This is a genomic window from Acinetobacter sp. CFCC 10889, assembly GCF_003268395.1.
In the GTDB taxonomy this organism is placed as follows: domain Bacteria; phylum Pseudomonadota; class Gammaproteobacteria; order Pseudomonadales; family Moraxellaceae; genus Acinetobacter.
On record NZ_LQXQ01000036.1, the window covers coordinates 1 to 22,346 of the forward strand.

The 22,346-nt window shown below is 38.2% G+C and carries 25 protein-coding genes and 2 pseudogenes; 16 read left to right on the top strand and 11 right to left on the bottom strand.

The features are described 5' to 3' along the window. Positions 1-316, top strand: a 316-nt coding sequence (locus AVJ19_RS13650; protein WP_162626614.1) for an RNA-guided endonuclease TnpB family protein, incomplete at its 5' end; no start/stop codon positions are given. Positions 317-610: 294 nt separating this feature from the next. Here AVJ19_RS13650 and rph read toward each other — a convergent pair. The 6 genes from rph to AVJ19_RS13685 form a co-directional block, all read right to left on the bottom strand. Beyond that, the gene (rph, locus tag AVJ19_RS13655) at positions 611-1,327 is read right to left on the bottom strand and encodes a ribonuclease PH (protein ID WP_111860229.1); all 717 of its coding nucleotides are present in this window, start codon (positions 1,325-1,327) and stop codon (positions 611-613) included. A gap of 722 nt (positions 1,328-2,049) precedes the next feature. Next, positions 2,050-2,241, bottom strand: coding sequence for a hypothetical protein (locus tag AVJ19_RS13660; RefSeq protein WP_111860230.1), 192 nt, complete (start codon positions 2,239-2,241; stop codon positions 2,050-2,052). A 370-nt stretch (positions 2,242-2,611) separates the two neighbouring features. Beyond that, on the bottom strand, positions 2,612-2,800 hold the full coding sequence (locus tag AVJ19_RS13665) for a hypothetical protein (protein ID WP_111860231.1): 189 nt from the start codon (positions 2,798-2,800) through the stop codon (positions 2,612-2,614). An 18-nt stretch (positions 2,801-2,818) separates the two neighbouring features. Then, positions 2,819-3,001, bottom strand: coding sequence for a hypothetical protein (locus tag AVJ19_RS13670; protein WP_111860232.1), 183 nt, complete (start codon positions 2,999-3,001; stop codon positions 2,819-2,821). A gap of 417 nt (positions 3,002-3,418) precedes the next feature. Next, complete coding sequence (locus AVJ19_RS13680) at positions 3,419-4,558, bottom strand: fatty acid desaturase family protein (protein ID WP_111860234.1); 1,140 nt, start codon at positions 4,556-4,558, stop codon at positions 3,419-3,421. A 135-nt stretch (positions 4,559-4,693) separates the two neighbouring features. Continuing rightward, positions 4,694-5,731, bottom strand: a complete 1,038-nt coding sequence (locus AVJ19_RS13685) for a flavin reductase family protein (protein ID WP_227554756.1) — start codon at positions 5,729-5,731, stop codon at positions 4,694-4,696. A 173-nt stretch (positions 5,732-5,904) separates the two neighbouring features. Between AVJ19_RS13685 and AVJ19_RS13690 the strand changes: the two genes are divergently transcribed. Beyond that, a complete protein-coding gene (locus AVJ19_RS13690) occupies positions 5,905-6,561 on the top strand; it encodes a TetR family transcriptional regulator (protein WP_111860235.1) in 657 nt (218 codons plus the stop codon). A gap of 69 nt (positions 6,562-6,630) precedes the next feature. On the opposite strand, the gene AVJ19_RS13695 is transcribed toward AVJ19_RS13690, so the two are convergent. Next, a complete protein-coding gene (locus tag AVJ19_RS13695; protein ID WP_111860236.1) occupies positions 6,631-7,239 on the bottom strand; it encodes a thiol:disulfide interchange protein DsbA/DsbL in 609 nt (202 codons plus the stop codon). Positions 7,240-7,422: 183 nt separating this feature from the next. Here AVJ19_RS13695 and ubiG point away from each other — a divergent pair, with 183 nt between their 5' ends. The 5 genes from ubiG (at position 7,423) to AVJ19_RS13715 (ending at position 10,659) form a co-directional block, all read left to right on the top strand. After that, on the top strand, positions 7,423-8,139 hold the full coding sequence (ubiG, locus tag AVJ19_RS13700; protein ID WP_111860237.1) for a bifunctional 2-polyprenyl-6-hydroxyphenol methylase/3-demethylubiquinol 3-O-methyltransferase UbiG: 717 nt from the start codon (positions 7,423-7,425) through the stop codon (positions 8,137-8,139). Then, positions 8,136-8,807: an HAD family hydrolase gene (locus tag AVJ19_RS13705; protein WP_111860238.1), complete on the top strand. Its 672-nt coding sequence runs from the start codon at positions 8,136-8,138 to the stop codon at positions 8,805-8,807. The genes ubiG and AVJ19_RS13705 overlap by 4 nt, the downstream gene beginning before the upstream one ends. A 131-nt stretch (positions 8,808-8,938) precedes the next feature. Then, positions 8,939-9,685: a YciK family oxidoreductase gene (locus AVJ19_RS13710; RefSeq protein ID WP_111860239.1), complete on the top strand. Its 747-nt coding sequence runs from the start codon at positions 8,939-8,941 to the stop codon at positions 9,683-9,685. Between the two features lie 169 nt (positions 9,686-9,854). Beyond that, positions 9,855-10,010 carry a hypothetical protein gene (locus AVJ19_RS22250; RefSeq protein WP_171334219.1) on the top strand — a complete coding sequence of 52 codons (156 nt, stop codon included), beginning with the start codon at positions 9,855-9,857 and terminating at the stop codon, positions 10,008-10,010. A gap of 259 nt (positions 10,011-10,269) precedes the next feature. After that, entirely contained in the window at positions 10,270-10,659 is a 390-nt protein-coding gene (locus AVJ19_RS13715; RefSeq protein WP_111860240.1) for an RcnB family protein, read from the top strand. A 243-nt stretch (positions 10,660-10,902) separates the two neighbouring features. On the opposite strand, the gene AVJ19_RS13725 is transcribed toward AVJ19_RS13715, so the two are convergent. Next, positions 10,903-11,367, bottom strand: a complete 465-nt coding sequence (locus AVJ19_RS13725; RefSeq protein WP_111860242.1) for a hypothetical protein — start codon at positions 11,365-11,367, stop codon at positions 10,903-10,905. A gap of 109 nt (positions 11,368-11,476) precedes the next feature. Here AVJ19_RS13725 and AVJ19_RS13730 point away from each other — a divergent pair, with 109 nt between their 5' ends. The 9 genes and pseudogenes from AVJ19_RS13730 (at position 11,477) to AVJ19_RS13770 (ending at position 20,024) form a co-directional block, all read left to right on the top strand. After that, positions 11,477-11,863, top strand: coding sequence for an RcnB family protein (locus AVJ19_RS13730; RefSeq protein WP_111860243.1), 387 nt, complete (start codon positions 11,477-11,479; stop codon positions 11,861-11,863). Between the two features lie 213 nt (positions 11,864-12,076). Beyond that, a complete protein-coding gene (locus AVJ19_RS13735; RefSeq protein ID WP_111860244.1) occupies positions 12,077-12,442 on the top strand; it encodes an RcnB family protein in 366 nt (121 codons plus the stop codon). Positions 12,443-12,606: 164 nt separating this feature from the next. Continuing rightward, a pseudogene (argA, locus tag AVJ19_RS13740) lies at positions 12,607-13,958 on the top strand (amino-acid N-acetyltransferase). A 332-nt stretch (positions 13,959-14,290) separates the two neighbouring features. Further along, entirely contained in the window at positions 14,291-15,253 is a 963-nt protein-coding gene (locus tag AVJ19_RS13745) for a sulfonate ABC transporter substrate-binding protein (protein WP_111860245.1), read from the top strand. 91 nt (positions 15,254-15,344) lie between these two features. Next, entirely contained in the window at positions 15,345-16,277 is a 933-nt protein-coding gene (locus AVJ19_RS13750) for a sulfonate ABC transporter substrate-binding protein (RefSeq protein ID WP_111860265.1), read from the top strand. 18 nt (positions 16,278-16,295) lie between these two features. After that, complete coding sequence (gene ssuD / locus AVJ19_RS13755; RefSeq protein WP_111860246.1) at positions 16,296-17,471, top strand: FMNH2-dependent alkanesulfonate monooxygenase; 1,176 nt, start codon at positions 16,296-16,298, stop codon at positions 17,469-17,471. Further along, positions 17,468-18,277, top strand: a complete 810-nt coding sequence (gene ssuC, locus AVJ19_RS13760; protein ID WP_111860247.1) for an aliphatic sulfonate ABC transporter permease SsuC — start codon at positions 17,468-17,470, stop codon at positions 18,275-18,277. Before ssuD ends, ssuC begins: the two co-directional genes overlap by 4 nt. 10 nt (positions 18,278-18,287) lie before the next feature. Continuing rightward, positions 18,288-19,081: pseudogene (locus tag AVJ19_RS13765) on the top strand (ATP-binding cassette domain-containing protein). A gap of 331 nt (positions 19,082-19,412) precedes the next feature. After that, positions 19,413-20,024, top strand: coding sequence for a TetR/AcrR family transcriptional regulator (locus tag AVJ19_RS13770; protein ID WP_111860248.1), 612 nt, complete (start codon positions 19,413-19,415; stop codon positions 20,022-20,024). 71 nt (positions 20,025-20,095) lie between these two features. Here the strand turns inward: AVJ19_RS13770 and AVJ19_RS13775 are convergent, their stop codons facing one another. From AVJ19_RS13775 to AVJ19_RS13785, 3 genes are all read right to left on the bottom strand, one after another. Beyond that, positions 20,096-20,659 (bottom strand): 5'-nucleosidase, encoded by a 564-nt coding sequence (locus AVJ19_RS13775; protein WP_111860249.1) that lies wholly within the window; start codon positions 20,657-20,659, stop codon positions 20,096-20,098. Positions 20,660-20,755: 96 nt separating this feature from the next. Then, positions 20,756-21,871 (bottom strand): molecular chaperone DnaJ, encoded by a 1,116-nt coding sequence (gene dnaJ, locus AVJ19_RS13780; protein WP_111860250.1) that lies wholly within the window; start codon positions 21,869-21,871, stop codon positions 20,756-20,758. Between the two features lie 91 nt (positions 21,872-21,962). Then, positions 21,963-22,340, bottom strand: a complete 378-nt coding sequence (locus tag AVJ19_RS13785; RefSeq protein WP_111860251.1) for a hypothetical protein — start codon at positions 22,338-22,340, stop codon at positions 21,963-21,965. Positions 22,341-22,346 lie beyond the last annotated feature (6 nt).

Genomic DNA, 22,346 nt, shown 5'->3' on the forward strand with positions numbered 1-22,346 from the left:
AAATGCCAAAGCATTAGCACAAACTAGATTGGCTAAATCAGTGCTAGATGCAAGTTGGACAACACTAAGAACCATGCTCAAGTATAAATGCGAGAACGCAGGTGTATGGTATGAAGAAGTCAATGAAGCGTATACCACCCAAACGTGTTCGTGCTGTAGCTCACGCTTCAGTAGTCCGAAAGGTAGAGCAGGTTTAGGAATAAGAGAATGGCAGTGTTGTGAGTGTGGTAGCTCATGGGATCGGGATATAAATTCCGCACTGAACATTCTTGCGCTCGGACATGAGCGTCTCGTAGGAGGAATCTCCGTCCTTTAGGTCGGGGAGGATGTCAATATGGTGCGCAGTGCATTTTACAATTTGACACAGGTGGATTTGGCGTTTGGCTTGAATCACCGTCATTATCGTCGTTACATCCACTGAGCATTAAACAACAGTTTGGGGCTAAAATTAAAAATAAACTTTTCATTAACCATTTCCGTATTTCAAAGAAGCTGTTAGTCAATACAAAGCCCATGACAGTTTGGTGATGCTTTGGTTTCAATTCCATTAAGCTTTTGAATGAACAATAAAAACGCATCCGAAGATGCGTTCATTTTCAAGCGAATTAAATTACCAACCTAATGCTTCTTGTTGTTTTTTCACAAGTTCTGCAATGCCTTTTTCAGCCATTTCGAGCATGGCATTGGATTGCGCACGGGTAAATGGTTTTTCTTCTGCCGTACCTTGAATCTCAATGAATTCACCAGATTGAGTCATCACTACATTTAAGTCAGTTTGACAGTTCGAATCTTCTTCATAGCAAAGATCAAGTAATACTTCATCTTTATAGATTCCCACTGAAATTGCAGCAACTAAACCTTTTAATGGGTCTTGTTTAATTTTTTTCTTTTCAAGCAATACATTCATTGCATCGATCAATGCAACCGCTGCACCTGTAATCGATGCTGTACGTGTACCGCCATCCGCTTGGATCACATCACAGTCGATGGTAATGGTATTTTCACCAAGTTTTTTGAGGTCAACCATGGCACGTAAGCTACGACCAATCAAACGTTGGATTTCTTGAGTACGTCCAGATTGTTTACCACGTGCTGCTTCACGGTCACTACGTGTGTGTGTTGAGCGGGGCAACATGCCGTATTCTGCAGTGACCCAACCTTGACCTTGACCTTTGAGAAAGCGTGGAACTGAGTTGTCAATACTTGCAGTACAAAGCACTTTGGTATGACCAAATTCAACCAATACAGAACCTTCCGCATAACGTGTGTAATTACGGGTAATTTTAACGTCACGTAATTGGTCTAATGCACGTTGGTCGATACGCATAGCTTGTCCTATTTAGATTGGAAAATATTGTGGGCAATTATAGCAGATACAAGGAGGATGGTTTTATTACATGTATGATTTTTGGATTTGTGGAAGAAAAGCAGAGCTCATCTGAATTCTTAATTTTGTCTATCACAAAACTTAAGCACTGTGATATAAATGAAATAGATGTTTTATTGCTTTGAATTCGCATAAGAGATTTATGTTAAATAGAATATCTAAGACTGTAGCCTACGCAATACTGTTTGCAGCTACAGCTCAGCAACGTAATATAAGTTATGCAGAAATGAGAATCTTGTCGATTAGCGCATCTGAATTGATCTTACGCCAATCGACAAGAATTGACCCAGACCCTGTTATTTGAAATGAATTCTAGCGAAAAATGGATTTGATGAAATGATGAGAATTTTGGGAATTATTGATCAAAATTTGTATACCTTTTCCCGCATATTACCTATCGCTAACTAATTATTAGAATGAATACTACAAAGATTTAATTATTACATAAAGCATTGTTTTTAAAAAATAATATAGATTATATGAATTTAAGAAATTGCTTGAATTATATAATTCTTAAATTGTAAATATTTATTAAAAGTCCCGAATTTGGGACTAGAGTCCACCATTAGATAATGTGGACTCTTTTCAAGCCAAAATAATTAGGGATTTAATTGACTTCCTTTTGGAATAAGTGGGTTGTCATCACCAAAATTAATCTTCTCTTATTTTTCGGAAGGCTCTTCTTCATTACCTAAAACATATATTGTTTCGGCTTCTTCGTGACCTCCATCGTACCTATGCGTTAATGCTGTAACTGCAAGTAACTTCCAACCTTTTTTTAGATGCTGATTTACTTGGAAATCACTGTTTAACTCTTTGACTTGTCGAATTGCGGTAAGTGAATTTTCACTCATGATAATACTCACTGAAAAAATTTATTTTTCTTATATAAAGACTTTTTTTATACTTCAATGCCTTAAAACAAAATAATTGTTAAATCATTATGAAGTCGCATAACTTCATTTTATGTTAAATAAATGCTAATGCTACAGAACAAAATCCTATACCATACATGACGAATACAGAGCCATCACTGAAACAATCCTAATTTGTATAGAAAAATGCTGAAAGAAAAAAGAGCAAAGAGAAGCCAAAACCAAACTAAAAAGACAAGAGCAAGCAAGGGACAACAAAATTCAAGATAATGGCAAATAGCGATAGCCCTAATTAGAAAGTGGAAGCGATCTATCATTAGGTCACTCACACTCCATTCACTTTGTGTTTTTATTTTTTAAGGTTATTAATACGACTACGTGCTTCCCATAGTAATCTCTCATTTACATCATCAGGATTCCTCTTATAACGAGCTTCTGCATCCTTTAAACCATATTTGGGAAATACTCGTACAAGAACCATTTTTAAAAAAACCCAAACTATAACTAATGCAAATATAATTCCAATTAATTCAAACATATTAAACTCTTAAATCATTTATCTACGGTGTTTTTCCATGCTAATTCTAGCTGCTTCCATAAATCTATAATTAGCATCTGTAGGGTTCTCCATATATTTTTTTGTAGCACGCTCATAGTTTTTTTCTGGTGATGATAATAAAAATCTAAGTATTTTAAATCCAAAAAATGCAACAACTAAAAAACCTATAAATTCAAACATAAAAAACCTTCAACTGAAATTAATTAATTAATTAATTAATTATGAATGGTTTAACAACTAATACAAAGCCTGAATGCAATTTTATTTTCACTATTTCTCTAATTAATGATTTTGGGAATCCAAATTCACTTTTTAGCGAGTGTCTACGAGCGACATATTGGAACTTCTATTTTACAACGACTTTAGCTAAGAGAGTGCTGATATATGCTGAAATGAGATTCGATACTGCAAAAATGAAAATGAATGAAATAAAAAAATTATGTCTTCCTAAAATTAACATAAAGCACGTTATACGTAATTTTTTCTATGTAAAATCATAGTTTTAATGTGTAGCAAAAAGTCCAATTCTCATAAATTGGGCTTTTTACTATTTTTTACCCAGTGCGCTTATTTGTAACTTAAAACTTTTAAGACAAACTAAGCAAAAATCCCCTTCACTTTTGCACAAGAGTGCGTAATTTTAGCCGTCATATTATTTGGCAAAGAACACTTCGCTAAACGAACCCAAACACTCCAAAACTGCTGAAAGCAATTCGCTTCATTGTAGTTAATACCATATTCAGCACATAAGGCTTTAATCTTTGGCGCAACTTCCGCATAACGGTTGGCTGGCATATCAGGAAATAAATGATGCTCAATCTGATGGCTCAAATTACCACTCAGAATATGCAACCAATCTGTTCCTGTGAAGTTACTCGAACCACGAATCTGACGCAGATACCACTCAGCACGCGTTTCATTTTCAGTATTGTCAGGCTCAAAAGTTTCAGCATCTTCAGTGAAATGACCATTAAAAATCACTGCCGAAGACCACAAACTACGAATCACATTGGCAACCGCATTCCCTGCAAAAACAGGCAAAGCATTTGGACCTGCAATGACAGGGAAAAATACATAATCTTTTAAAATTTGACGGCGGGCTTTTTTACGGAATTTGGTCGCATCTGCCCAAACTTGTTTCCAAGTCTTGGTTTTATAAACCAATGCATCTTCTAAATGTAGATTTTGCACACCCACATACCATTCAAAAAACACCATGAGCTGAATTGCTAAAGGAATATTCAATAAAAAACGAGGTTCCCACTTTTGCGATTCACTCACACGTAGCAAACCATAACCCACATCATGATCTTTGCCGACAATATTGGTATAAGTGTGATGCACATAATTATGGGTATATTTCCAATCATCACCTGAAGCAATGGTATCCCAATCATAATTGGCACCATTCAAACTTGGATCATTTAACCAGTCGAATTGTCCATGCATCACGTTATGACCGAGTTCCATATTTTCCACGATTTTGGAAATACCCAACAAACCTGTACCCACCACCCATACAGGGGGAATCCAGCCGCCAAACATCAACATGCCACGTGATGCAATCTCGCTATAACGGACAAAATTACGGATTTTATAAATATATTGGGTATCCGACTCTCCTAAGCTGTCCATCACCTCGCGACGGATTTCATCGACACGGCGACCAAATGCTGCTGTGTGTTCAGCATTTAAATGCTTTGATTTACTGTTTAAAAAATTCACTGATATATTCATTGTTTTACTCCTCAGCGCTTCATTTTTTAGAAGCCTGTGCTGAATTTTGGCCACAACGTCCCCTGTCTTAATGGATGAGACAAAGATCGTGTTTAAATAAAAATTTGGAAAATAGCTTTTAAAATTAACTCTGACTTAAAGATTGATCACCACAGGACTCACTGCTTGGCTAATACATAGTTTGATTTGTGTATTGGCAGTATGATCAATTTCACCTGTCAGCATATTTTTGGTTGAACCACTGACTTTGGTACATGTACAGGTATTACACATGCCCATACGGCAACCATGTGTCGGTTTTAAACCTGCTTGCTCAGCACTTTCAAGCAAGTTAGTTTTGGCAACAAATTCCTGCTGTGAGCGTAAAAAAGTTACAGGTTGCTGATTCAGGCTCTCATCTGCAACTACCTGAAAATATTCTTGTTTAAGCTGATGCTGAATATTCAACTCACGATATATTTGCTGAATACTTTGCATCATTGCATTTGCACCACAGGCATACGTTTGACGTTGCTGAAAGTCTGTCACATGTTCATTTAGCAAGGCTAAAGTTAAACGCTGCTGAGTTTTTAATGTATTGAAATATAAGTAATTCAACTGTGAATGCTGCACGGCAAGTTGCTGTAAGTCAGCATGAAAAGCTTCATCTCGACTAAAATACAACACAGTAATTTTGCGCTGTGACTGTTTTAAAGCGGCATTGAGCAATGCATAAATCGCACTGATCCCACTTCCCGATGCAACCAACAAAAGCGGCATGCTGTTTTGATCAAGAATAAATTCTCCTTGTGGTTGTGAAAGCTCTATGATGCTCCCAAATGTTAACTCGCTCAAAGCTTTAGACACTTTACCCTGACGCTTCACCGCCAAAACAAGGTCACCATTCGCCAATGTTTTCACAATGGAATAATGCCGTTGCTGCCGTACCCCTTCAATCAACACAGTGACTAAAACACTTTGCCCTGCTTTTAAATGTTGATTCTTAAAATTACGGTTAGGACGTAATTCAATTTGGAAAAAATCTGTGCTTAAACTGCGTATTTTGACCACAGATGCTTTGACTTTTTTCCATGCCCATAAGGGATTGATCTTGGCTGCGACAAAATCAACAAAATCCTCACGGATCCATTCAGGTTGATATGACATCGTTTGTATGGTTACAGATTTACTCATGTTGCGTTCCTCTTTATGCTGGCTATTTATTGAGTGAACATGCGTTCTTTTAGTGAACATTCGTAAACTATACTTATTTTTAAATTCAGTCAACACCTGTGCACTGACATTCGTCGTTTAATTTGTAGGTTTATTTGTTAAACTCTTGCCATCACAAAATTTAAGGTCACACAATGTCAATACGGGATGAACGTAAACAGCAAAGTCGTCAGGCTTTACTTGATGCTGCACTCACACTCAGCACATCAGGTCGTTCATTTTCAAGTATCAGTTTGCGAGAAGTTGCGCGTGAAGTGGGTTTAGTGCCTACTGCCTTTTACCGACATTTCCAAGATATGGAAGAACTCGGTAAAGAGTTGGTCGATCAAGTTTCCTTATATTTAAAAAATGTCTTGCATCAACTCGGACATGGTCTCGCCTTGCCTGAAGCCAAAACCCAGACCACCATGGATTCATTTTTTAAAGCCGTTGAACAAAATCCACAGCAATGGATTTTTATGATTGCAGAACGTTGGGGCGGTTCAGAAACGGTGCGCCGTGCCATTGATCGAGAAATTCGTTATTTAAATGATGATCTCAGTAATGATCTAAAAAAATTACAAATTTTTGAACATTTTCAAAATGAAAATGATTTATATGTGTTGACCAGTTTATTGATTAACTCTGCTTTTACTTGGGCAATGTCATGGCTCAGTTTAAGCCGCCAGTATTCTGGGCAAGAATTAGAATTGCAAAAAATAATATATAAAAAACAATCTGTGACCCAAATCCGTTTTATTTTTAGAGGCATTTTAAATTGGGAAACACCCAAAATGGATCCTTTAGATTAATGCCACAATATTGAAGAAACAAAAAAACCCGCAATTTGCGGGTTTTTAATTCATCACACCATCAGATGCTTATTTACGTTCTTTATTGATTAAGTAATCAACTACTTGAGTGACTTTACCATCTTCACCTTGCACCACGTATTTACCATTTACAACCACCGCAGGTACACCACTGAGCTGATATTGTTGCGCCAATTTATTGGCTTGCGCAATTTTTGCAGTGATCGCAAATGAGTTATATGTACTGTTAAATTTCGCCTCAGGAATGCCATATTTTACAAAGAATTTTGCAAATTGATCTTTTTGTAAAATTTGCTGACCTGTACCATTGGCATGGAATAAAGGTAAATGCGTACGTTTGCGTACACCCAAAGCCTCAGAAACAAAATATGCACGTGCACCTTGTTCCCAAAGTGGATTCATTGATGCAGGGGTACGGATAAAGTTCACATCTTTTGGAATTTTTTTGAGCCAAGCTTGCATATGTGGCTCTAATTTAAAGCAGTGTGGGCAACCATACCAAAAGAATTCACGTACTTCAATTTTGCCAGGAACCTCAACTTTACCTGGGTTTTGCACCACAGTGTAGTCTTTTCCTGCAACAAAATTTGCTGCCATAGTATTTGCAGAAAATGCCATGAGCATTGCAGTTGTGCTACCCAAAAGTAATTTTTTCATTCAGTTTTTGTCCTCTAATATCATCTTGTCTAGCTTATGTACTAACTATAAAACAAATATGGGAAAATCGTTTTCCTTCTGTGAAGTTTTTTACACGATTCATCGCTTTTTTCAGAATTATGGGTACACTAGCATAGTTAAACTTAATTTTTGATTAAAACAAATGACCCAGAGGTGGCTCCCATGTCGCAACTCAATGTTGATCCACAAGAAATTGCAAAATTCGAAGCACTTGCAGCCTTATGGTGGGATCAGCACTCAGAGTTCCGCCCATTACACCAAATTAATCCACTCCGTTTAAACTGGATTGATGAACATGCGGGTGGTCTAACAGGTAAAAAAATTCTTGATGTCGGTTGTGGCGGGGGGATCTTGGCTGAAAGCATGGCACGCCGTGGTGCCGATGTACTTGGTATCGATATGGGTGCAGCGCCGCTCAATGTCGCGCGTCTGCATGCAGAACAAGAAAATGTACACAATATTGAATATCGTCAAGTGCCTGTAGAGCAACTTGCTGAAGAACAAGCAGGTCAATATGACATCGTGACCTGTATGGAAATGCTTGAGCATGTACCTGATCCTGCATCGATCATTCAAGCGTGTCAAAAACTGGTAAAACCAAATGGTCATGTGTTTTTTTCGACCATTAACCGTAATCCAAAATCTTATTTATTTGCCATTGTGGGTGCTGAATACGTCTTACGTTTACTCAAACGTGGCACACATGATTACCACAAATTCATTAAACCTTCTGAGCTTGCACATGACATCCGTAGTGCAGGATTAAAACTCAAAGACATGACAGGTTTACATTACAACCCATTGACCAAGCATTATTGGTTAGCACCAAATGTTGATGTCAACTATATGGTATATACAATCAATGAGTCTGCACAATGAAAGCAGTACTCTTTGACCTCGATGGTACTTTGATTGATACCGCTGCTGATTTCATTCGCATTATTCAAAATATGTGCCGTGAAAAAGGCTGTGCGGTTGTCGATGCCGCATTGATCCGCACACAAGTGTCTGAGGGGGCACGTGCGATGGTGAAATTGGTTTATCCCGAACTAGAAGTGGATGATCCTGTATTTTTAGCCCATCGCCAACGCTTTTTAGACATTTATGGTGCAGACATTGCTGTTGATACCGATCTTTTTGCAGGCATGTATCCCCTTCTAGAAGATTTAGAAAAGCATCATATTCCATGGGGCATTGTGACCAATAAACCACGTTGGCTGAGTGAGTCTTTGCTCAAAGCATTGAATTTAACTAAGCGTTGTGCAGTTTTGGTCTGTCCTGAAGATGTGAAACATACCAAGCCTGATCCTGAGCCAATGTATTTGGCTGCCAAGCAGATCAATATTGCCGCTGAACAATGTATCTATGTCGGTGATCATCCACGTGATATTGATGCGGGACGTGCAGCAAAAATGTATAGCATACTCGCAGCGTATGGCTATTTACCTTTGCAATACAAAGATGATTTAGATGCTTGGCAAGCTGATCGTATTGTCCATAATGTTTCTGAATTACATCAGCTTATTAAAATGTTGGTTAATATTTAAAGCACAAAAAAATCATTCATTCTGTGTGAATCGTATGATACAAATGATCAAATATCTTGAATAAGATGTTTCATTGTTTTTATATAGCTATATAAAAGTTTAAACATCATAACAATTATAGGAGGTCTCCCATGAAATATTCTGAATATCAACCTCGCCCAGACTTACTCAAGGATAAAATTATCTTGATTACGGGTGCGGGAGACGGTATCGGACGTGCAGCAGCAATCAGTTATGCTTTACATGGTGCTACAGTGGTTTTGCATGGTCGTACACTCAATAAACTTGAAGTCATTTATGATGAAATCGAAGCATTGGGTGCTCCACAACCTGCTATTTTACCCCTACAACTATCCACTGCTTCACCACGTGACTATGAATTATTAGTCGATACACTCGAACAGCAATTTGGTCGTTTGGATGGTATTTTGCATAATGCAGGAATTTTAGGAGACCGTGTCGAATTAGCACACTATCCTGAAGAAGTTTGGGATGATGTGATGGCAGTAAATTTGCGTGCACCTTTTGTTCTGACTCAAGAATTACTGCCACTTTTACAAAAATCTGAACACGCTTCTGTGGTTTTTGCCAGTTCAGGTGTAGGGCGTGAAGCACGTGCCAAATGGGGAGCGTATTCTGTGTCGAAAATTGCGATTGAAGCTGTCAGTCAAATTTTTGCCAAAGAAAATACCTATCCAAATATTCGCTATAACTGTATTAATCCAGGCGGTACACGTACTGCAATGCGTGCCAAAGCATATCCTGAAGAAGACCCTAAAACTTTACCGACACCTGAAGCAATCATGCCTGCCTATTTATATTTAATGGGTGAAGACAGTGTGCAAATGAATGGGCAAAGTATTGATGCTCAGGATTAATCACAGCATTTTTTGAATATAAATACCCTTCTCTTGCACATTGAAGGGTATTTTTTATCCACATAAATCTATTTTTACAATCATAACAATGAAATTATTCAGTTTTTCAAATAATGAAATTTTACCTATGATGAAGCATCTTTTTTAATTGATATCAAGGTTGTATTTCATGGCAGATCAACAACGTAAAATTGAATTAATCCAACGTATTGAACAATTCCAATTACCTTGCCATCTGATTTTAGCTTTGGACGATGCACAGCAAGCCATTCCTGTCATTGAAGCAGTAGAATATTTAGAAGACTTATCTGAACACTGGTACTAATTTTAAACTGTAGCTTTTGACTCTCACACAGTGATTCTCAATCTTTTGATACGTTTTTGTTGCACTATTTCAATTTGAAATATAGTGCCTCAAACATAGGCGGATGCTACATTTTTATTATATGATGCGATGCAATGACATTCCTTGTTCTTAATATCTCTGTATTTTTAAAGGAATCGTCATTTTTTCTTCACAGTTTCTCTGCAATTTTCTTGTAGAGTAATCAGTGTGAAAATAACGATACTCAAGAGGGCTTATCATGAAAAAGATGTTGACTGCATTAGCAATTTCTTTCAGTGTTTTGGCTACAACCACCACAATGACACATGCAGGTCCACATTACGATCGTGATGGCTATGAGCAACGTGGTCAAGGAAATAAAAAAGGATTTCGTGATTTTCAGGATGATGAACAAATCAAAGATCAACGCCGTGAACGTGAAGAACGTGGTGTGCGCCGTTTACAACAACACAAATGGCAAACAGGTTATGTGATGCCGCAGCATTATCGTGGCAATAGCTATAAAGTCGATTATAAAGACAGTAATTTACCGAAACCGTCTCGTAATCAACAATGGTATAAAATCAACAATGATTATATTTTAGTTGATGCTGACAATAACAATATTGTTGGTATTCGTGGCATGTAAACAGCTATTTAATCACTTACCCAAGCATCTGTTTGGGTTTTTTCTGTCTGATTCATATTCAATTCTTCCCTTGATCCTGTCTATTTCTCTCTTGTTTTAATTCTATTGGCGTTGGAAAACGTCCATTTTTTTGATGAAAATCAATCCAAAATTTTAATGAATGCTGATCCATATATGACAAAGGAATATCCAACGTCCAACCTTGCTGATTTTTTATTTTTACATGTGGCTGAGCTAAAATCTCTAAAAACGATATGAACAAATATCCTGAAAATAAATAATTCGATCCTTGCCAAGTCCTCGATTATAGATGACACAATTTTCATGTAGTTCTATATACCATTTGCGTGTAACGATAAGGAGTGCACTGGAAAGAAAGAAAAATAAACCCACCATCATCCAAGCAGCGAGTTCGTCATTCTTTGCAACCTGTCCTGTCAAGATCCAAATAGCAAGTGCAATAGAAATGATAAGTATAAAATTACAAAAAAATTGGATACGTGGACTCACTTCTAAACGTGGATGATTGGTTTTCTGATGCTGTAAAAAAGCAGCTATGATTTTAAACAAGAAAAAACTGATTAGCGTTGTGAAACAAAGGATTAATATTTCTTTGGTTTCAAGCATTTTATTCTTCTCGATTTCTATTGATCTGATTATTTTAAGTTTTTCAATATACAAGATCGGGGCATTAATTTCACTCTTCATCAAATCTTCACAGATTTCACAATTCAACTAAATCTCCCTCACCGTTTATCTCCAATTATTGCGTAAATTGATTTCATCGAAAGAAATTCACAACATAATGGAGTATCTCATGAACAAAGTTTTAACCACGATTGCTTTATCACTTAGCGCTTTCATTGCAACATCTGCAATGGCAGCTCCACATAATCATCAAGACAATTACCGTTATGCACAACAAACAAAATGGGATCAAAGACATGATCATCGTTGGGATAACAACCGTAATGACCGTTATGAAAATCATCGTAATGACCACAACCAACGCGTTAATCCAAGCCGTGAATGGCGTTCGGGACAATATTTACCAAGTAAATTTAGCTCATCTCGCTATCAGGTAAATTATAAAAATCATCGCCATTTATCGAAACCAGCAAAATATCAACAATGGTATCAAGTGAATGGTGACTATGTTTTAGTGAATGAACGTAATAACCGTATTATTCGTATCATTGGCTAATCACTATTTTACCCATATCAAGCCCAAATCATTGGGCTTTTTTATACTTCAAAATAATAAAAATATTTTCAAATAAAGAGAATTAAATGATAAATTCATCTATTTTTATGATAAAAAAATTAAAAATTCTTGATTTTTCTCCATAATATCTCTGCAATTTATTTTTATAGTAAAGCTATCGACAGACAATCTACTGTGCTTAGGTACTTTAAAATGAATAAATTCCTCTCGGCAATGACCATCTCTATCAGCACTATTATTGCAACAAGTTCTGTATTTGCCGCACCAAATACACATCATGACAACCATTCAACACAGCAACACCAAACTCAACAACATCAAACTCAAAACCATAGCAACCAACACAAAGTAGCTGATCAAAAGCCACAAGGTCAAAATAATGCTTGGAAAGTTGGTCAAGCATTTCCAAATCAATACCGCACTGCAAGCCATAAATTTGACTACAAACACAATAAAAATTTGAGCAAACCAAGCCAAAACCAACAATGGTACAAAGTTGATGGTAAATATGTCTTGATCAATACCTCAAATCATAAAATTGTCAAAGTCATTCGTTAATTTAAGATCCTCTCCCCTCACTTTATCGTGTTAAAAACGATAGAGTTTCTCCCAGCACCAGAAGTCTTGTTAAAAGACTTCTGGTGTTTTTCGATCTCCACTATGCCGAAGTGCTATTTTTTGTTTAGAATTATCTATTAAGTACCACATATTGAGATGGCGAGATGCAATCTGAACATACTGAAATCACTCATAACGCAACACAGCAATATGTACATTGGTTTCGCCATTCAGCGCCTTATATCAATGCTCATCGTGGCAAAACTTTTGTACTGATGTTTGGTGGTGAAGCAGTTGAACATGAAAATTTTCAACATATTATTCATGATATTGCTCTCCTCCATTCGCTCGGTATTCGTTTGATTTTAGTCCATGGCGCTCGTCCACAAATCAATGAAAATTTAAAAGAAAAAGGCATTCAAAGTCCGATCCATATCAACCGCCGTGTCACGACTCGTGAAGCTTTAGCCTGCGTCATGAATGCTGTAGGCTCGATCCGTTTGCAGATTGAAGCATTATTATCTATGGGACTTGCCAACTCCCCCATGTTTGGTGCACGCATTGATGTGGTTTCAGGAAATTTTGTCACGGCGAAACCTTTTGGTATCCGTGATGGGGTCGATTTTCAACTGACGGGTGAAGTGCGTACCATTGACACCGAAGCTATTCAACGCCATTTGGACAATTATAATATCGTGGTACTCGGTCCAACAGGTTATTCAACTACAGGGGAAGTCTTTAACTTATTGGCAGAAGAAGTTGCCACCAAAACAGCGATTCACCTCAAAGCAGATAAATTGATTTTCTTAGGCAATCAGCAAGGTTTGATGGATGAATTTGGGCAATTACGCCGTGAAATTACCCCACATCAGCTTGATCAGCATATTTTAAAATACCAAGATTCAAACTTTGAGATTGCACTACATTTACAAAATGCAAAAGAAGCCTCACTCAAAGGCGTTCATCGCGTGCATTTGCTGTCATATGCTTATGATGGTGCATTGATCGAAGAACTCTTTACCCGTGATGGACACGGTACCATGATCACTGATGCGCATTATGAAGAAGTACGCATGGCAAATATTGGTGATGTCGGGGGATTGATCAACCTACTACGTCCACTCGAAGAAGAAGGTATTTTGGTCTACCGTTCACGTGACGTTTGGAAAATGAAATCGAACAATTTGCGGTGATTGAGCGTGATGGAACGATTTTGGCGTGTGCTGCACTGTATCCAATTCCACCTGCTACACACAAAATTTATTCGGCTGAGATCGCCTGTGTTGCCGTGCATCCAAGTTATCGTAAATCCAATCGTGGCAGCCAAATCCTGCATTTCTTAGAAGAAAAAGCCAAACAGATGCAGATTCAACAACTCTTCGTATTAACCACTCGTACAGCACATTGGTTTTTAGAACATGGTTTTGCCGCTGCAAGTGTGGATGATTTACCCGAAGCTCGCCAAGCTTTATATAATTATCAGCGTAACTCGATGGTGTTTAATAAGCGTATTTAATACTGAAAAACCGCACAGTTATCTCCATTTTTGCTAAAGATATTCTTTCAAATGCTGAAAAATACAGAATTTATCTTTAGCAAATCTTTTGCTTTCTATATATGTTTATTTTTTAAAAATATTTAATTGATTATTTTCAATGTCTTATAAAAATATTATCGCATTTTCATATTCTTTCTTTTTGCACAATTTCAGCTAAGTTTCACACTTTTATATTTATCTTTTTTTTTCATGTCTAATCATCGAAATCTTATTTTTTTGAAAATACAATTTTCTCTAAGCTGATGCTCATTCACTTTGTTCAACATTTAAAGTTTAGGAGCATCTCGTTCATGGCACATCTTTTTCAACCGTCTTGGAAAAAAATCACACTTCTCAGTGCGAGCCTTGCTGCGATCATGATGCTATCTGCATGTTCCAAACAAACAGAAACCACAACTTTAAATATTGGTTATCAAAAATATGGTCTATTGCCGATCATTAAAGCCCGTGGTGATCTAGACAAAGCCTTAAAAGAAAAAGGTGTCAATGTGAAATGGGTTGAATTCCCAGCGGGTCCGCAACTGCTTGAAGGCTTAAATGTTGGCAGCGTATCTTTTGGTGAAGCAGGTGAAGCGCCGCCAATCTTTGCGCAAGCAGCCAATTCAAATTTAGTTTATGTCGCCAACCAACCTGCTGCCCCAAAAGCTGAAGCCTTAATTGTCCCAAAAGATTCTGATATCAAAACGGTACAGGATCTCAAAGGTAAACGTGTCGTACTGAATAAAGGTTCAAATGTACATTACTTGCTATTAAAGGTTTTAGAAGCCAATCAACTCAAACTTGAAGACATTGATGTGGTGTATTTACCACCTGCCGATGCACGTGCTGCCTTTGAAAAAGGTGCAGTGGATGCATGGGTGATTTGGGACCCGTTTTTTGCATCAGCAGAACAACAATTAGGTGCAAAAGTTTTGGCAACAGGTGAAAACTTGGTGAGCAATCATCAGTTTTATTTGGCAGACCGTAAGTTTGCTGAAGAACATCCTGAAATTTTAAAAGCCGTAGTCAATGAACTGAATACCACCACACAATGGGTCGCTCAGCATCAAAATGATGCCGCAAAGCTTTTAGAAAAACCAACAGGTTTACCCCTTGATGTGTTGAATACTTCGATTTCTCGTATGGGCTTTGGCGTCAAACCTATTTCCAATGAAGTCGCAAAAGAGCAGCAATATGTAGCGGATGCCTTTTATCAACAAAAACTCATTCCAAACAAAATCAATATTCAAGCAGCGATTCTAGCCACTCCATAAGCCTAGAATGCCCAATACAGAGGACATCAAAATGACCCAACAGCAAAATAATACACAGACAACATCATGGTTAAATACTTCAGGTCATGGCATGACCGCCATGCTATTTGCCTGTGCAATGTTGGGTACAACAGCTGTTTGGGCGGTTGATCCAAGTGTCAAAGAACTGCGCATTGGTTTTCAAAAAAGTTCGATTAACTTTGCGATTGCTAAGCAACAAAAGCTGTATGAAAAAGAATTTCCAAATGCCAAAATTTCTTGGAATGAATTTCCCGCAGGACCGCAAATTTTAGAAGCACTAGCAGTGGGTTCAATTGATGTAGGTGTAACGGGTGATACACCACCTGTCTATGCGCAAGCTGCGAATAAACCGCTGTATTACATCGCTTATGAAGCAGCAAAACCGTTGGCATCAGCAATTTTAGTACCCAAAGATTCTCAGCTTACGCAATTAAAAGCATTGAAAGGTAAACGTATCGCAGTCCAAAAAGGCTCAAGTGCACATTATTTATTGGTGCAAGCTGTACGTAAAGCAGGTTTGCAGTGGTCTGATATTCAACCTGTTTGGCTCAGTCCCGCCGATGCACGTGCAGCATTCCAAAAAGGTGCTGTAGATGCATGGGCAATTTGGGATCCATATTTTGCCTCTGCACAGTTAGAAGACCAAGCCAAAGTATTAACCTCAGGTCAGGGCTTAAGCCCGAACTATACTTTCTATTTGGCTTCACCTGATTTTGTGAAGAAAAATCCTAAAGCCGTTACCAGCATTATCCAACAAATTAATGTAGCAGATCAGTGGGTGCAAGCTAACCGCACAGCAACAGCGCAAATCATTGGACAAAGTACAGGTTTAAAACCTCAAGTCAGCCAAGCTTTTATTGAACGCCGCCCAAAACCTTCTCGTGCTGCACCATTAACAGCAAAAGTCATCGCAGATCAGCAACAACTGGCAAATCGTTTTGCTGAACTCAAAATTATTCCTAAACCAATCAACATTAAGCTAGCCGTTTGGACTGGCAAATAATTTACAAGGACCCGAGCAATGAAAATTTTTTGGTTTATTCCAACTCATGGTGATAGTCGTTATCTAGGGACAAGTAAAGGTGCACGCCAAGTAGACCATGCGTATATGAAACAAATCGCCGTTGCCGTAGATAATTTAGGATATGAAGGCGTACTCATCCCAACAGGTCGTTCTTGTGAAGATCCATGGATCACAGCAGCAAGTTTGATTGATGCAACAAAAAATCTAAAATTTCTCGTCGCTTTACGTCCTGGCGTGACGACTCCTGCTTTGGCAGCACGCATGGCAGCAACATTTGACCGTCTTTCTAATGGTCGTGTACTACTTAATCTTGTGACGGGTGGCGATGAAGAAGAACTGAAAGGTGATGGTGTATATGAAGATCATTCAACACGTTATAAAACTGCGACTGAATACACCACCATTTGGCGTGAAATTTTAAAACGCTCACATACAGGTGAATCTTTTACTTTTCAGGGTGAACGCTTAAGCGTAGACAATGCCAAACTGCTTTATCCACCGATTCAACAACCTTATCCACCACTTTGGTTTGGTGGTTCTTCGGAAGATGCGATTGAACTTGCAGCGGATCAAGTAGATACCTATCTGACTTGGGGTGAACCTCCTGCTGCAGTAAAAGAAAAAATAGCCGTAGTAAAAGCACGTGCTGAAGCTAAAGGTCGTCAACTCAATTATGGTATCCGTTTACACGTCATTGTTCGTGAAACTAACGAGCAAGCATGGCAAGCAGCCGAAGAACTGATTCAATATGTGGATGATGCAACCATCGCAGCAGCACAGAAAAAATTCAAACAAATGGATTCAGTCGGTCAACGCCGTATGGCTGAATTGCATAATGGTGATCGTAGCAAACTTGAAGTGTCGCCAAACCTTTGGGCAGGTGTGGGCTTAGTCCGTGGCGGTGCAGGTACAGCATTGGTCGGTGATCCACAAACGGTTGCAGATCGTATCCAAGAATATGCGGACTTAGGTATTGGCACGTTTATTTTCTCAGGCTATCCACACTTAGAAGAGTCAATTCGTTTTGCAGAATTGGTCTTCCCTTTATTACCCTTAGAAACACGTAAAAAACTCACACAGCCCAATTTAACTGGTCCATTTGGTGAGATCGTTGCAAATAATTATACACCTGAGGAAAACAAGCAACAGACACCTGAAAAGGAGCTTGCATGACATCCTTAACAAAAAATAAAAGTTCTACAGTTTCACGTGGAACGCAACAATTCGGGCAGCGCTTGCTGCCTTGGGTTGTCCCGATTTTACTGATTGTGATTTGGCAAATTTCCTCAAAAACAGGAATCCTTGAAAGCCGTGTGCTACCAGCACCAACAGCAGTTGTCAGTGCTTTTTGGACATTACTGGTCAGTGGTGAACTTTGGCAACATGTCAAAGTCAGCGCTGGTCGTGCTCTACTCGGTTTGTTGGTTGGTGGTGGTTTAGGTTTATTGCTTGGTTTGCTAAATGGTTCATCGAAAATTGCCTCAAACTTACTCGATACCACTTTACAAATGATCCGTAACATTCCAGCTTTAGCTTTGATTCCATTGGTGATTCTTTGGTTTGGTATTGACGAATCAGCAAAACTCTTTTTAGTCGCTGTTGGCGTATTTTTCCCAATTTATATCAATACTTATCATGGCATTCGCTCCGTCGACCCTCAACTGATTGAAATGGGGAAAAGCTATGGTTTAACACGCTGGCAACTGTACAAAGATATTATTTTACCAGGTGCAATGCCTTCAATTTTAGTTGGACTACGCTTTGCGTTAGGATTGGTTTGGGTACTACTCATTGTGGCTGAAACGATTTCAGCACAATCTGGGATTGGTTATATGACCATGAATGCCCGAGAGTTTTTACAGACAGATATCGTCTTGGTCGGGATTTTACTGTACGCATTACTTGGAAAATTAGCTGATGTCTTAGCACAATTATTAGAACGTTATTTATTGCGTTGGCATTCAGGTTATCAAAAATAAGGAAACGCTCATGACTGATTTAAGCATTAGCCAATATGCCCATGATTTGCATGCCGAAGATCATGCGCAAACTGTACCTACCAAATCAGGTGCAGAAATTCACATCGAACAATTACATAAATTTTATGGTGATGTAAAAGTTCTAGAAGACCTTGACCTCAACATTGAAGCAGGTGAATTTGTTGCGATTGTAGGACGTAGTGGTTGTGGTAAAAGTACCTTATTACGTCTAGTGGCAGATTTAGAACAACCTAGTTATGGCGAAATTAAGTTCAAATCTTTACAAAACTTTCGTGAGGGCATCACTTCAGATGACATTCGTGTCATGTTCCAAGACCCTCGCTTACTGCCATGGAAAAGCATTCTTGATAATGTCAAACTCGTTTAGCTAAACCGCAACATGATAAAGCTGAGCAATTATTGGAAAAAGTTGGTTTAAAAGAAAAAGCCCAACTATGGCCATCACAACTTTCAGGTGGGCAACGTCAACGTACAGCATTGGCACGTGCTTTGTCACATACACCACGAGTTTTATTACTTGATGAACCATTGGGTGCACTTGATGCACTTACACGCTTAGACATGCAAAACCTCATCGAAAAATTATGGCTAGAACAAGGTTTCACCACGATTTTAGTCACCCATGATGTTAGTGAAGCAGTCCAGCTCGCAGATCGAATCATTTTGCTCGATCAAGGACACATTGCACAACAATTTAAAGTAGATCTACCCCGTCCACGCCAAAAAGGGGTTAAATTTGCTGAATTGGAACAACAAATTTTAAATGCTGTGCTTTCTACCTAAGCAAACAATAACAACTTTATTGGTCATAAAGTTGTTATCCTTTTAGAAAAGCTATATTCTATTTTTAATTCATTAAAAAATCTTAATAAGCGACAGTTTTTTGCGCTATTCAAAATTAAAATAATCTTAAAAAAACCATTTATTTTTTGCCATATTTCGGCGCTTATGCATTATTTTTGTGCATATAAATTAAATAAATACCTTTTTTTAATTAAATAATAAAACTTCATAATAAATCTGAAGAATATTTAAAAATAGTCACTTAGACCTGTGCACAAATCAGACATTTTACCGTACAATTTAGTGATTATTTTTTTTACTCAGTAATGCGATGGAACAAAAAAAGAGTGCTCAAAAACGACAGCAATTGCTCAATGCCGCTTTAGACGTATTTTCTATTTACGGATTTAACGGTGCAAGTCTTGAGGAAATTGCTCAACTTGCCGAAATGCACAAGTCTAATATTTTCTATTATTATGAAAATAAAGAGGCTCTGTATGTTGAGGTCTTAACAACAGTCATGCAAAAATGGCTTGCTCCCTTACAAATGCTCGAAGCAGAGTTAGAACCTGTCGAAGCATTAAGCCACTATCTCACGACTAAAATTGAAGTTTCACGTACACAACCGAAAGCCTCTAAACTTTTTGCTTTAGAAATTATTCAAGGTGCACCACATATTTTACCGATCCTCAAAGGTCCATTAAAGAAACTCTTTAAACGTAAAGCTAAAGTCATTTCAACATGGCAAGAGCAAGGTAAAATTTCAGCACAAATTGACCCTGAACTCTTGATTATTAATATTTGGGGCTTAACCCAAAATTATGCAGATTTCAGTACGCAGATTGAAATGGTCACAGGTAAAACTTTAAAAAATAAAGTCATGTTTCAGCGCTCTGTTGAACACACGATTCATATGATTTTATACGGTGTCATTCCAAGATAATTTGCACACGCAAAAACTTGTTTTGGCATACGACCATAGACCGCTATGGTCGCCAGATTTTTTATTTGGGCTCAAATACTTTTATATAATTCTAATAACTTTTGTGCACCAAATAACAAATTTTCCTCCCAGTCCAAATGTGCTGTTTCATTGGCACCATCGGTAATATATTTGACTGAAATCAAGCGTACACCTAATTTTTTACACACTTTTGCTAAGGCATAACCTTCCATATCTACTAAATTACACTGTACTTTAGGTAAACCGATTTCAAAATTATCACCTGTACCACAAACTCCTTTTGCCAAATCCTTAAAATAGGGTTCTAACTGAATCGCACTTGGAAAATGCTCATCCATCGGTGTAACACCAACATCAAAACCTAAAGGCGATACATCCATGTCACGTTGTACAAAAGTGGTGACTTCCACCAGTTCATGAGCATTAAAGACCGAACTACCCGCAGTACCTAAATTTAATAAAGTTTTGCATTGAGTTTTCTGAATAATTTCAAAGGCTTTAAATGCCGCATTGATTTTACCAATGCCACTATAATGCACAGCAATGTTGTCTTGTTCAAATAAACCTTTCGATTCACTTGCCAATGCCATCACTAAGGCTAAATCTTGTTTCATAGCAATACTTCGATACTTAAAATCTAAGGAAATAAAAATTGGATAATAAAAAAGCCAGCTTGAAAGCAAGCTGGCTTTTCTACGTTGAGCGCTATTTTAATCAAATAAACGATCAAAGAATGATTTTTTCTTTGGCGATGATTTATTGTCATCACCATCCATTGTCGCTTGTAACTCTTTAAGTAACTCACGTTGACGTGCAGTTAAGTTCACAGGTGTTTCCACTACGATACGACAGAGTAAGTCACCTTGCATGCTGCTACGTACAGGTTTTACCCCTTTACCACGTAGACGGAACATTTTACCTGTTTGCGTACCTTCAGGAATTTTCAAGCTCACACGACCTTCTAAAGTCGGGATCTCAATTTCTTTACCCAAAGCTGCATCTGCAATACTCACAGGTACATCCATATACAAGTCAGCACCATCACGTTGGAAAATTTCATGCTCACGCACAACCACTTCAACGTACAAGTCACCTGCTTGACCATCACGAATTGCTTCGCCTTTACCTGTCAAACGTACACGATCACCATTGTCCACGCCTGCAGGAATAGTCACTTCAAGCGTTTGCTGACGATCTTTTACACCCGAGCCATGACAAGTATTACAAGGATTCTTGATGATCTTACCTTGTCCACGACATGTACTACAAGTTTGCTGAACTGAGAAAAAACCTTGCTGCATACGGACTTGACCCGCGCCATGACAAGTTTTACAGGTTTCAACATCATTTGGATTTTTAGAACCTTTACCATCACATACATCACATGGTGCAGGTGCTGTAAAAGTAACGGTTTTTTTCACCCCTTTCACAGCTTCTTCTAAAGTCAGTTCCATCACATAGCGTAAGTCTGAACCACGGCGTGCACGTTGTTGCTGACGACCACCGCCACCAAACGCACCACCGAAGATGTCACCGAACTGGCTGAAAATATCTTCTGCGCTAAATCCACCGCCACCGAAACCGCCGCCGCCCATACCACCTTCAAAGGCTTGATGCCCCATACGATCGTACATGCTACGTTTTTCGCTGTCAGATAAAATCTCGTAAGCTTCAGCGCATTCTTTAAACTTTTCTTCAGCTTCAGCGTTGTCTGGGTTACGGTCTGGATGATATTTCATCGCCATCTTACGGTAGGCTTTTTTAATTTCATCATCACTAGCGGTTTTAGAAACGCTTAAAACCTCATAATAATCACGTTTAGCCATGATTGGCGATGCTCCACAAAATTTGATCAATCTTCACTGCGAAGTAAAATGGGGACGACCCACTACTTTTACAAGTTCGTTCAGAAAAAAATTAGAATACGGCTTTACTTTTTAGATATTTATTGAAACCTTTGAGCCATGCATTCAGCAAGTATAACCATGAAATTGCACTAAAAATCACACCAATCACAGTACATGCTTTGACCCAAAGCATAGAATCCCAATAAAAGAAAATGAGAGGAATAAACCACAATGCAGCAAACGCAGCCAAGACAAGAAAAATAATGATATTTCGCATTACCCACAAAGCTTGAGCTTGAATCCAAACTTCAGCATGTTCAGCTACAGCAACTTTACGTGCAAGAAAATACGAAATGATGGCGCTAATTATTGTAAATAATGCGAGAAACATAAAGACGTAAGAGATCGTCATATAACGACGATGCTGTTTGAGATTGTCTTGCCCCATAGGTGA